Here is a 12,399-nt window from a genome sequence, read left to right as displayed (position 1 = left end):
AATATAGAAATATTAAAAAATACACCAGAAACATAATAATAATGACACAAAACCTTAACTTTTCTGCTTTATTTCTTCCAACTAACAATCCGTACCAAGGCGTTACAAATAGCGTTTTTGGGAAACATTCCGATGAAAAAGACGGTTTTAATTCTGGTTGCAACAACTGCTACCGGCGCATTCCTGGTGCCCGCGCAGGCTCAACCGCTCTCCAGTCAAGCCACGACAGACGACAAACCTGCTAAGGCCAAAGGAAAATCAAAACGAACGACGACTGCCCATGAAGACGAGAGCGAACAGGTCATCGTAACGGGAACGCGTGAATCCCACGTCAAGGCTCGACAAAGCATCAGCCCCGTCGTTATCATCTCATCGGCAGCCCTCGCACGTTCAGCCGAAATGAACGTCGCCAATGCTCTGACGCGCATCTATCCATCCATCACAATGAGCGCCCGCGGATCGAATACCAACTCACTGGTGTCATCCATCCAGATGAGAGGGCTGGGACCGAATGAGACGCTTGTTCTGGTAGATGGAAAGCGTCGGCATAGCACTGCGAACATTGTGCAGAAGCCAGGCCCGCAATTTGCGTCTTCGGGTGTCGATCTCAACATGCTTCCCGAGAACATGATTGATCATATCGAAATTCTCGAAGACGGCGCCGCCGCGATGTATGGCTCTGATGCGATTGCAGGTGTGGTCAATATTATAACCAAAAAGAAGGATCACGGCCTGTCGTTATCAGGACAGGGTGGAGCCAATGCGTATCTTGGGAGCGGAGAGCAGTTCCAGCTCAATGCAGACGGCGGCTTCAAACTTGGTCGCGATGGCTATGTGCACCTTGGCGCGCAGATCTATCACAGCGAACATGCAGTCGCGTGGGGGCCGGATCACGCGCTCCTTGGCTACTGGCCAGCAGGCGCCGATACAAAAAACTACTTTGTCGGCGTCAAGCCGGGTTCAGAAAAGTGGAAAGGTCGCAAGACCGATTATCTGAGCACCCCTAAAGAAACGCGCGAAAATTTCGGCCTGAACTTCGGAAAGCCACTCGGGGCTGACATCGAGCTTTATGGACAGGCAACTCTCGCCTATCGCCATGCAGGCATGCGGGCCTACAAATACCCTTACGTCGTGCCCGCCATGGGAATTGACGAGTTACGTCCGATCACGGGCGATGACGAACTCGACTATGGCGTCACCCTTGGCTTGAAGGGCCATGATTTTGCTGGGTTCGACTGGAACCTTTCCACAGTTTACGGCGGCGACAACTCCCGGATCAGCATTCGTGACAACGTCAATATCGGCATGCTGACCCGGACAGGATATTCACCGTCCAAATTCTGGGACTACACTCAGAAGAACGCACAATGGACCAATAATCTCGATCTGCGACGCAGCTTCACGGTTATGGGGATGCCTGTGAGCCTTGCTTTTGGTGGAGAGCATCGGCTGGATTCCTATCAAATCATCTCGGGCAATCCGGAATCCTATCTTGATGGGGGACCAGTAGAGCACGCCGGAATTCCACCCCAATCCGCAGGGACGTGGTATCGCAATGTATACTCAGCGTATGTCGACACGACGCTACGGCCCACAAGCAAGCTTTCGATCGATATCGCTGGCCGATATGAGTATTATACAGACACAAATAACACCGAAAACGGCAAGATTTCCGCCCGGTATGATGTGTCTCGTCGGTTCGCACTCCGAGGCACGATCAGCAACGGCTTTCGCGCTCCGACATTGCAGGAATCCCACTTCAGCCGCCTGAGCATTTTCGCTGGAACAGGCAGCGTCGGAGGCCAGCTCCCGGTTGAATCTGCCGCTGCACGGTCTCTCGGTGCATCAGGGTTGAAGCCTGAGCGCTCAGTGAATGCCAGCGGCGGCTTTACCATGGAGCCGGTACGCGGCCTTCATGTCGAAGCTGACGTGTACCAGATCAACCTGCGTGATCGCATTGTGCAGGGTGGAACGGTGCGCGGAGCACAGGCGCTGGATGCCATCCGTTCGTTCGGGTTCGACGTCTCACCAACAGCAACCAATGCGGCGGCTTCGTCCGCTTACTTCCTGTCCAACGGGGCAAGCACACGCACGCAGGGGCTAGACCTGAAAGCCGATTACCTCGTGCATCTGCATCGGTGGGGCAATATCGCCCTGACGGCTGCGCTAAATCTCAACCGGACCCGTCTGCATCATAATGGTATTTCATCGATAGGGACCCCGCTGCTAAACGATCAGACGATTGCCTACATCACGACCGCAACCCCACGCAGCAAAATGATCCTGAATGCCCTGTGGACTGTGGGCGATTGGGACGTAAACATCCGCCAGAGCCGTTATGGTGAAACGACAGGAATGATGACGTATCAGGACTGGACGCCAGCCTCAGCCACATGCCCGAAAGGTGGAGCGCTGCGTTACTCCAACAGTTGTTTTGCACAGTTCAAGAATACGCCGCGCTGGCTGACAGATCTGGAAATCGGCTATCGCGTCACGTCACATGTTCATGTCGCAGTGGGCGCGAACAATATTTTCAATGTTCGCCCTCGCAAGCTGCCTGACCAGCTGATTTCTGCAGGTGGCAGCATGTATGATCAGTTCTCGAACCAGGTACCATTCACCGGCGGATATTATTTCGGCCGGGTGAACGCGTCTTTCTGAGCATAGGGCAGTCACGCTTAAAAAGTCGACCAGATCCATGAGAGGGCACTCTAAACCCTCTCGTGGACTATTTCACGCAGACACTCCGAAACGCTTGTCTTGAAACTGTCTTTTTTGATGTGTTGGAAGAGCATAGTCACACGGCCTTCCTCAGTGATATGCGCAGAAAATCCCAGAGCAGACGGAGCGTCGGCGCGCATGTTTTTCTCGATAAGAGTTTTGGCACGCAAAGTGATGCCCACGCTTCTCTTCATGATTTGCGGCGCTGCATATTCAGCTCCCATTGCTGGAGCCGGGTCAAGCTTCGCTGCGCCCCTGTATCGAGCATGGAGTGACAGTCTTCCATCTCAAGCTGGCCTGTCCCTGAAATATCGCAGTGTGGGGTCAGGAGAGGGGCAGAAACTTGTCATGGCGCACAAGATGGATTTCGGGGCCTCAGATAATTCTCTCCCAGGCAATATTCTTGATATGCAGGGGCTTTATCAGTTTCCAACCGCGATCGGAGCTATCGTCGTAGTTATCAATGTTCCCGGCGTAGGGGCTGACCAGATGCGGTTGGATGGCTCAACGCTCGTCGCCCTTTTTAGAGGCGACATTACTTCCTGGAACGATCCACGCATTCGCGCCCTGAATCCTGATCTTCGCCTCCCGGACCTGGATGTCCTGCCAGTTCATCGTGAAGAGGGATCCGGAACCAGCCAAGTCTTTTCAGACTACCTTCGCACACAGTCGCCATCCTGGAAGCCCGGATCATGGGGCGAGGGGGCCGAGGCACGCGGCAATGATGGTGTGGCGGCAAGTGTGCGTCAGTCCATCGGCGGGATTGGATTTGTAGAATATGCCTTTGCGCGCCGAAATCATCTGAACACAGTAAAATTGAAAAATCATTCAGGCCTGTTCGTCACCCCGGAGACATCTGCCTTCAAAAGCTCTGCTTACAGTGCAGACTGGCAGCACACGGATCATTACGCGGTGAGCTTACTGGACGCCTCAGTCTCGCAAAGTTGGCCGATCATGAGCGCAACTTTCGTGCTCGTCCCGGTTCATCCATCAGACCAGACGACTGCAAGCGCAGTGAAGGCATTTTTCACCTATGGGCTGCGTCACGGCGATAAGGCCCTTCAGGAGCTGGATTACATCCCGCTGCCGAACGATGTAAAAAACAAAATCCTTGCAGAGTGGCCCTGAGCGAGGCTGGCAAAGTCATAATAACTTCACTCCCATTTTCCTCTCATTTCTGTGAATGAATTGTGCCTTCCGGCATCTCGGAATTAGGGGACCGTCGTGCTTACGAGTGCTCAGTATCGTCGTTTTTTTATCGCACCCGGCACCGTAAGGCTGAGAAGGCCACTAATTATAGAGGGCGGCATAACTTCTCCAGGTTTTTGACGGGATCTCCGCATGCTTGGGAAAATGCGCTCACTGGCGCACCTTGCAGTTTTCGGTACCATTTTCCATACGTTTTTCGGGAAAGCCGAGGCGGCAGCGGCACCTCTCGTAACTGACGTTTTACCGTCAGGCGTACCGTTACCATCTCCGGCACCAGGTTTTGTTCTTCCACCGGAAGACACAGGAACGGAGTTGTTGGGCGATGCAGGTGGAGCACGAGCGTGGCTGGGCCGAAAAGGGATCAGATTTAATCTTCAGGATGTTGAGGAAATATGGGGCTTAGCCTCAGGCGGAATGCATCCGGGCCCCACATATGACGGCATGACAGCCGCCACTCTTGTGCTGGAAACCCGCCGCGCATTTGGCTGGCATGATGGCCTTCTCAATATCAGCGCCATTCAGGTCAGGGGGCGGTCTCTGGCGGGAGAGCGCCTTGGGTCTTTAAACCCGGTGAGCGGCTATGACGCTGGCCGGACCACACGCTTGTTCGAGCTCTGGTATGGGCAGGGCTTCTTTGGAAACCGGCTTGATATTCGCGTTGGCACAATTGATCTGGATACTGAATTTCTGGTCAGCCAGAACGCGTCTTTGTTTCTGAATGCAAGCTTTGGCTGGCCGCTCTCGACGTCAAGCAATCTGTATTCGGGCGGCCCGTCCTGGCCTTTCTCGGCTGTCGGGACACGGATCAAGTGGTCTCCAGCTTATCCGCTTGTGCTTATGCTGGCCATTACGGACGACAATCCAACCAAAGGCCCATTTTATAGTCAACTCAGCCCTACTCGTATGGACCCTTCGGGCACCAGTTTCTCGACAAGTGGTGGCACATTATTTTTAGGGGAGGCGCAGCTCTGGGTCGATGCTGCCCAAAGCCTTTCAGGAAAAGATGCACCCGCACTCCCCGGGACATGGAAAATCGGCGGCCTTTACGATACCGGCCATTTCCCTGATCCCCGATATGACAGTCGTGGCGGCTTCCTGGCCAGCCCTGACAGTTCCGGAATACCGGCATATCACCGTGGAAACTGGCTGGGTTACATCGTGCTGGACCAAACCCTCTGGAGAACGGTTCAGGGGCCAGCGAAGGCTATCAATACGTTTGTTCGGGCGACCATTGCCAGCGGGACGCGCAACCGATTTACAAACGAAGTGGAAGCCGGGCTGACGTTTCAGGGTTTTGTGCCATCTCGGCCCAATGATGTTGTTGGAATTGGCTGGGGAACGAGCTTTTACGGGCACCGTGCACGAGACAACGTCAAAGATACGATACGCCTCGCAGACAGCTCCGCCAGACTGCTCGTACCGGAAGATCATATTGAACTCACCTGGCAAATTCCGGTCCGCGATTACCTGACCGTTCAGCCTGATTTTCAGTATTTCTGGCATGTTGGAGGTCAGGCGCCAGAAAAAGGTCAAGCAGCGGCCTCAGAAGGCGCTGTTCTTGGCCTGAATATGACAACGACGTTCTGACAAGTGGCCAACGTAATGTCAATTAACCTTCAAACTCTCAGTCTGGTTTCCACAGTATAGTTTCTTTCACGGCCTTGAAGGTCGGTGATAAAGGAACTTATCCATGACGCAGGACCAAGATTTCAGCGCCAATTCTTCGGCCGAACAGGCGCGGGAACGTATGCGCTACGAAATCATCGACGATTTGGATGAAGAATTCGAACTTTCGCTGGAAGAAAACGAAGGCAAGGGGCTTGATCCTGCAGATCGTACGTTCCGCCGCACCTATTTTCGCGAACTCATTCGCCTGCAAGCCGAACTCATCAAACTTCAGGATTGGGTCAAGGCAACGGGAGAACGCGTTGTTGTCGTTTTCGAAGGCCGTGATGCTGCCGGGAAAGGTGGTGCGATCAAGCGTATTACCCAAAGGCTGAACCCGCGGATCTGTCGCGTAGCAGCGCTTCCGGCACCTAATGACCGTGAAGGGACACAATGGTATTTCCAGCGCTATGTTGCGCATCTTCCCGCAGCAGGCGAGATCGTGCTGTTTGACCGCAGTTGGTATAACCGCGCTGGCGTTGAACGTGTCATGGGGTTCTGCACCGACGAGGAATACGAGGAATTCTTCCGATCAGTGCCAGAATTTGAGCGCATGCTCGTCCGCAGCGGCATTCGGGTGATCAAATTCTGGTTCTCGATCACGGACGAAGAACAGGAAGCACGCTTCCGCGCCCGCATTGAAGACCCCTTGAAGCAATGGAAACTTAGCCCGATGGACCTTGAAAGCCGTCGTCGCTGGGAAAGCTACACGGTAGCCAAGGAAATCATGCTCGAACGATCCAGCATTCCGGAAGCTCCCTGGTGGGTTGTGCCGGCAGTAGACAAAAAGCGGGCGCGCCTGAACTGTATTGCTCACTTCCTGTCTCTTTTGCCTTACGAACCTGTTAGCCGCCCGGAAGTTGTTCTTCCCGAGCGTGTATTCCATCCCGACTATGAGCGTGAGCCCACGCCAGAAACCATGCTGGTTCCACAGCGCTACTGACGGCCGCGTTATGATTTACGGGTAATGGAATGAACTCTTCTATTGCCCGTATAGCCCTATGAATCGAGGAAAATCACTCGCACTGACCATAATTACAGACCGAGATACTTTCTGAAACCTGCTTTGCAGGAAACTTGAAGGATACCCTTGCGCTAAACGTCATTACAGTTTTGCAGAAGGTCCTGATGGTAGAAACAGCGTCACCGTCCCCCGACACCAGCCAGATCGTGGCGCAGGGTCATCCGACAGACAACGAGTTACTAGCGTTTTACCGCTCCGAGATCCGGTTTGAGACTGAAGTTGTAAACGGTCGCTTGCAGGCTCTTCTTGGTTCACAGGCATTTCTTGTCATTGCCTACGCCACAGCCATGACGGGCTCTACAAAAAGGTGGGGCGACAGCATGGTGCTTCTTCTGCCGCCCCTGTTTTCGCTATTGGGATTTGTTCTGGCAGCAATGGCCCTTCCTGGTATCCGTGCGGCATACGCTGCGATTGGTAAATGGGAGGGAAAGCAGCGTATGTTACATCAGCGCAGCCCAGCACTGACTGATTTCACTCTTGCCCCAAATGAGGACGAGACACGCGACATGATGCGAAGAGCACAACGAGGTGCACTTTTTGCACATCAGGCGCCATTCATATTCATTATCGCCTGGACGATTTTCGGATTTATTCCGTTCTATCTATACTTAAAATAATTAACATTCTTGATAGAATATTTACTCCACCAACGAATTTCTCATCGCTTGGTAAAACTTCCATGAGGGAAAAATTTTCGAAGAAACACTTTGAACTTTTGGATGTTGATTATGTCAGGAGCGCCTTTGTTTTAGGCGCATCATCCTTTGTGGAGTGATAGTTGCATGCCTGACCATATTCTTCCCCAGTCGCAGGATCATCAGCCCGGCCTTGAAGGACTAATGCAGCCTAAAGCGGAGCATATCCGTGCCAGTTACAAAGGAAGCGGAAAGCTCACCGGAAAAAAAGCACTGATCAGTGGCGGAGACAGCGGGATTGGACGTGCTGCAGCCTTACACTTCGCCCGTGAAGGGGCAGATGTTGCAATCCTTTACCTTGAGGAACATGAAGATGCGAAAGAGACTATTCGCCTGATTGAGAAGGAGGGCCGCAAAGGCCTTGCTATCGCGGGGGATGTCTCTTCAAGTCAAACCTGTAACTCAGCTGTGGAGGAGACGGTCAAGGAGCTTGGTGGACTTGATATTCTTGTCAACAATGCTGGCGTCCAGATCGTTCAGGAAGATATCAGCGCCATATCGGACCAAGAGTGGCAAAAACACATGGACACCAATATCAACGGATATTTCTATCTGGTCCGTGCAGCACTCCCGCATCTCGCGAATGGAAGTGCTATCATCAACACGTCCTCCATCAACGCGTTCGCCGGCAACAAAGCCCTCTTAGCTTACTCAACCACCAAAGCTGCGGAAATGGGTTTCACGCGTGCACTGGCGCTTCAGCTTGTTTCGAAAGGTATTCGTGTGAATGCCGTCGCTCCTGGCCCGGTCTGGACCCCTCTACAGCCAGCAAGCTGGGGGCCAGTTGACCCGCAGTCTGTCGCAGATCTTGGGAAAGATACACCCATGGGACGTTGTGGAGACCCTTCCGAGCTTGGCCCAGCATATGTTTACCTCGCGAGTAACGATGCATCATTCGTGACCGGACAGACGCTTCATGTGAACGGCGGCATAATTATCAACGGCTGATCGTCCAAGGGGTCCATCGCCTGCATTTTAGCTAGCCTCTTCCTCCCTTGCCAAAGCTGGCCAGGGAGGTTTTTTGTCTCAAGCGATGCTCCCTCCAGATACAACTTATTGGCAGTTCTACTCCGGACGTATGAAAGCCGTTATATTTGAAGGTGCGTTCTTCCAAAACAGGATTGGAGGTAAGCCCCAGTCGCGGTATGCTGGATACCATGCAGGATTTGGACATACCTTGAGAATGGGCTCTGCCGACGGACTTGACCGGGTGAATGCCTACGGAGATCTGTCGGCCTTTTCCGACGCGGACCTGAATGACATCGCGGTGGCCGCCGCTGCACTGTGTCAAACTCCCATAGCCCTTGTCAGTATTCTCGATCAGGACAGACTGTGGTTTTCAGCCCGTGTCGGCACAGATCAGCCTTTCGGTCCGCTTGCAAATTCAGGATGTGGGCAAGTGATTGCCCGTAAGGTTCCGGTTGTTATTCCTGACATGCTGGCAGATCCCTACACCCAGAAGAACACACTTGTCTGCGGTGTACCTGGACTACGGTTTTACGCGGGCTATCCACTGTTCGATACCCAGGGAAGGGTAGTCGGTACCCTTTGCGTTGTCGATCTTGAAACACGATCTGATGGCTTGTCCTCACATCAGAAAGATGGTCTCGCTGCACTGGCACGCCAGTCCATGCGTCTGATGGATTTGAGGCAGGCGTCAGTTACTCAGGAACGACGTTTTACGGCGCAGCAGCTTCGCAGCCAGCGTGCTGCGAAGCGGGTGCGGGAGGCCGAAGCAGAACGGCGCCATGCTCTGGAAAAATATGCTCTCCAACAAGCAGCGGGAGCGGCTGGCGGCATAGGCATCTATGAGTATGATCTGGTGTCGGGAGACATCACCGTGTCGCCCGAGGTCTGCCGGATTGCAGGCATCGATCTGATTCCTACTCTTTCGGCAGAGCAATGGATTGCCCTGATCCATCCCGATGACAAGGTGACGATCCCCACTCTGAACCGAATTCTTGAAGGAACTGCTCCCTTAAGACTGCAGTACCGCATCCTTCGGGCCAGTGACGGAAAGGAGCGATGGGTTCTCCGTCAGGGTATTCTTGATCATGACGAAGCGGGGCGCCCGATCCGGCTGATCGGAACTCTTCAGGACGTAACACCCGAACGAAATGCGACTGCCAGGCTGACAACGCTTCTCGCCATTGGTGATGCCCTTCGTACTGCCGAAACGCGCCAGAAGGCCCTTCAGGAAACATGTCAGTTGCTTGGAAACCGTCTTGATGCGCAGCGCGTTGGTTTCGCCCGCATTTCCATGCGGGAAGAGCGCTTCACTGTGGAGCAGAGTTGGTGTGCGGCTGACATGCCGCCCATCAGCGGAGAATTCTCATTCGAAGCCTTTCGGCATACATCAGATTTCCTTCGCGGAGGTTCCGTCTTCATTCTGGATGATATCACCCATACGTCGTGGATGAGTGTGGAGCAGGCCGCCTATCAGTCCGTGAATGTCATTGCGCAGGTACTGGTCCCGAAAATAAGGGGAGGAGACCTGACGGGCTGCCTTTTTGTCCATAGCTCTCAGCCTCGAGAATGGACTGTGGACGAGACGTCTTTCATCCGCACTGCTGCCGACAGAATTTTTGCTGGTTTGGATGAGTGGGATACTCTGTCCCGCCAGGATCTGATTAACCATGAAATCCTTCATCGCTTGAAGAACACGCTCAGCATTGTCCAGAGCTTGGCCCATCAGGGTTTTCGAGGTGTTGAGGACCAGAGCGCGCTCACAACATTCACTGCGCGACTGATCGCGTTAGGATCAGCGCATGATCAATTGATGAGAAGAAACTGGCAATCTACAGACCTTGCCAGTCTAACAGTAGCAGTCATGACGCCCCTCGGCTTGGAAGGAAGGGTGAAGGTGAACGGACCTTTCCTTTGCCTTGGGCCCGATACGGCAACATCCTTCTCAATGGTCCTTCATGAACTGGCCACGAATGCGCTGAAGCATGGCGCGCTGAGTGTCCCTGGTGGGATCGTGAGTTTGAACTGGACGGTCGAAGGGTATGGACCAGAGGCAGCTATGCTGCTGACCTGGCAGGAAACTGACGGCCCATCAGTGACAATGCCAAACCGGACGGGTTTCGGAATTCGCCTGTTACAAGCCGGCCTGGGACATCAGGGGAAGACCGAACTTCACTATGATCCCGAAGGCTTACGCGTAGAAATGACAGCATCAATCATTTCGATGGCCAGCCACTGAAATTTGGAAGAAGTCGTCGGTTCCATAGTCTGAGGGCTATGGAAATCTTTCAGTGTTATTTACCCGCGCTCACTTACATACACGGCGCCGAAAGAGAGCCTTGTGATACAGACATGAACTATGCCGACGAGAGTGAGCGTCAAGTCATGCCACTTCATCCAGCGCCCATAATATTGAGCACTAGATAAAAGCGCAGACGTGGGTCTAGGAGGCTGTTAGCCGTGCGCGACAACTACCAATTTGCGATTAACAAACTCCATAATCCCAAGGTCGCCCAGTTCACGCCCGTAGCCAGATCGCTTGACCCCGCCAAAAGGAAGTTCCGGCGCCGTGCTGGTCCATTGGTTGATAAAAACCATGCCGGTTTCTATCTGAGAGGCAAGCTTCTTGGCGCGTTCATGATCTTTCGAGAATACCGATCCACCGAGGCCGTATGGAGAGTCATTGGCTAACGCAACCAGCTCGTCTTCGCTTTTCACAACATAAACCTGCGCCACCGGTCCGAAGAACTCCGATTTGAACGAAGGACTGTTCTTGTCGATACCGGTCAAAATGGTCGGTTCGTAGAAGAATCCGGTCCGATCAGCGACTTTTCCGCCCGTCAGAACTTGAGCACCATGCTGCACAGCTTCGTCTACTTGCTTGGCGATTGTTTCCAATGCGGCCTTGGACGACATCGGTTGCAGCGTGGTAGTCGGATCCAAAGGGTCGCCCAAACGGGCTTTTTCAAACTCTGTTTTCAGGCCAGCAATAAACGCGTCTGCAACTTTCTCATGAACAATAAAGCGCTTTGCCGCGGTGCAAACCTGCCCAGCGTTTGAGAGCCGTGCTGCTGTGCCGATTTTAATAGCGCGGGCGAGATCAGCGTCATCGAGAACTGCAAAGATATCCATGCCACCCAGTTCAAGAGTGGACTTCTTCAGATGCTTGGCTGCGGTAGCCGCCACCGCTGCGCCAGCGCGTTCTGATCCTGTAAGCGCGACGCCCTGCACTTTGTCATCACCGATGAGAGCAGCGACCTGGTCAGGCGTTATGAATAGGTTGACGCAAGCACCGTCCGGCGCGCCTGCGTCACGAACGAGGGTTTCGAAAAGCTCTGCGCAATGCGGGACAATTTCCGCGTGTTTGATGAGAACGGAATTCCCTACCGCGAACGCTGGTGCAACAACACGGACCAACTGGTAAAAAGGAAAATTCCATGGCTCTACAGCAACGAGCGTTCCAATCGGCGCATTTTCGATCCACGCCTCTCCAAGAGACGTCTCGCAGGGTGTGGGCTTCAGCTGCTCTTTTGCGTGATCAGCATAAAAGCGTGCAATACCGCCACAGAGTTTGACTTCCTCTTTCGCGTCAGAAAACCGCTTACCCATCTCGATGCTCGCGGCATGCGCCAAATCATCAGCGCGCTCATCAAAGAGATCTGCAATTTTCGATAATACAGATAGCCGTTTCTCGATCGGCCCATGACCCCAGTCAGCTGATTTAAAAGCTGCATCAGCTCTTCCGAGAGCTTCGAATGCCTGCGCATCCGTGTGTCCAGGGTACGTTTTTACAGTTTGTTCGGTGAAAGGATTGACCGTCTGGTAAGCCATGGTGTCATTTTCTCCGCTGACTGGTAATTGTCTGTTTCGGCTAGTCAACCGCCCACAAACCGAAAACAATCAGTTTCGTTATTTGCAATGAGGTCCAGTGAAAAAACGGACCTTTGGAAGCTGGATACTCAGTCAACGCTCCCAACCGCGCGAGAGTTCTCGAAAAAAGAGAGATTGCTTGCTGGTATCCTATCACGATTTTTTAGGCATCACGGCGGGGAAGCAGAAACCGTGTGCTGTAGCAACGGCAATGAGCGGGAGGACTACAGCATTCGCGTCGTCATCTCA

Annotated in this window: 8 protein-coding genes; 7 read left to right on the top strand and 1 reads right to left on the bottom strand. The window is 53.3% G+C overall.

The genetic code is table 11. From position 1 onward, the window contains the following. Positions 1–132 precede the first annotated feature (132 nt). From KP707_RS09145 to KP707_RS09115, 7 genes are all read left to right on the top strand, one after another. Positions 133–2,661, top strand: coding sequence for a TonB-dependent siderophore receptor (locus tag KP707_RS09145; RefSeq protein WP_211503127.1), 2,529 nt, complete (start codon positions 133–135; stop codon positions 2,659–2,661). 234 nt (positions 2,662–2,895) lie between these two features. Then, a complete protein-coding gene (pstS, locus tag KP707_RS09140) occupies positions 2,896–3,849 on the top strand; it encodes a phosphate ABC transporter substrate-binding protein PstS (protein ID WP_249202927.1) in 954 nt (317 codons plus the stop codon). 213 nt (positions 3,850–4,062) lie between these two features. After that, the gene (locus KP707_RS09135) at positions 4,063–5,517 is read left to right on the top strand and encodes a carbohydrate porin (protein WP_211503129.1); all 1,455 of its coding nucleotides are present in this window, start codon (positions 4,063–4,065) and stop codon (positions 5,515–5,517) included. 103 nt (positions 5,518–5,620) lie between these two features. Continuing rightward, positions 5,621–6,538 carry a polyphosphate kinase 2 gene (ppk2, locus tag KP707_RS09130; protein WP_211503130.1) on the top strand — a complete coding sequence of 306 codons (918 nt, stop codon included), beginning with the start codon at positions 5,621–5,623 and terminating at the stop codon, positions 6,536–6,538. Positions 6,539–6,672: 134 nt separating this feature from the next. Beyond that, positions 6,673–7,236 carry a hypothetical protein gene (locus KP707_RS09125; protein WP_211496981.1) on the top strand — a complete coding sequence of 188 codons (564 nt, stop codon included), beginning with the start codon at positions 6,673–6,675 and terminating at the stop codon, positions 7,234–7,236. Between the two features lie 165 nt (positions 7,237–7,401). Further along, positions 7,402–8,262, top strand: a complete 861-nt coding sequence (locus tag KP707_RS09120) for a glucose 1-dehydrogenase (RefSeq protein WP_249202928.1) — start codon at positions 7,402–7,404, stop codon at positions 8,260–8,262. 235 nt (positions 8,263–8,497) lie between these two features. Beyond that, positions 8,498–10,519, top strand: a complete 2,022-nt coding sequence (locus KP707_RS09115) for a GAF domain-containing protein (RefSeq protein WP_211503131.1) — start codon at positions 8,498–8,500, stop codon at positions 10,517–10,519. Between the two features lie 215 nt (positions 10,520–10,734). Here the strand turns inward: KP707_RS09115 and KP707_RS09110 are convergent, their stop codons facing one another. Continuing rightward, positions 10,735–12,111 carry an NAD-dependent succinate-semialdehyde dehydrogenase gene (locus KP707_RS09110; protein ID WP_211503132.1) on the bottom strand — a complete coding sequence of 459 codons (1,377 nt, stop codon included), beginning with the start codon at positions 12,109–12,111 and terminating at the stop codon, positions 10,735–10,737. Between the last annotated feature and the right edge of the window lie 288 nt (positions 12,112–12,399).

This window comes from Gluconobacter sp. P5E10 (assembly GCF_018812145.1).
Taxonomy (GTDB): domain Bacteria; phylum Pseudomonadota; class Alphaproteobacteria; order Acetobacterales; family Acetobacteraceae; genus Gluconobacter; species Gluconobacter cerinus.
The sequence above is the reverse complement of the archived record's forward strand: the minus strand, read 5'-3'. Positions and strand labels throughout refer to the sequence as shown.

What these genes read in the sequence shown, in the direction of transcription:
- pstS (WP_249202927.1), top strand. Translation starts at nt 2,896, where the DNA reads ATGCCCACGCTTCTCTTCATGATTTGCGGCGCTGCATATTCAGCTCCC.
- KP707_RS09145 (WP_211503127.1), top strand. Translation starts at nt 133, where the DNA reads ATGAAAAAGACGGTTTTAATTCTGGTTGCAACAACTGCTACCGGCGCA.
- KP707_RS09115 (WP_211503131.1), top strand. Translation starts at nt 8,498, where the DNA reads ATGGGCTCTGCCGACGGACTTGACCGGGTGAATGCCTACGGAGATCTG.
- KP707_RS09135 (WP_211503129.1), top strand. Translation starts at nt 4,063, where the DNA reads ATGCTTGGGAAAATGCGCTCACTGGCGCACCTTGCAGTTTTCGGTACC.
- KP707_RS09110 (WP_211503132.1), bottom strand. Translation starts at nt 12,111, where the DNA reads ATGGCTTACCAGACGGTCAATCCTTTCACCGAACAAACTGTAAAAACG.
- KP707_RS09120 (WP_249202928.1), top strand. Translation starts at nt 7,402, where the DNA reads ATGCCTGACCATATTCTTCCCCAGTCGCAGGATCATCAGCCCGGCCTT.
- ppk2 (WP_211503130.1), top strand. Translation starts at nt 5,621, where the DNA reads ATGACGCAGGACCAAGATTTCAGCGCCAATTCTTCGGCCGAACAGGCG.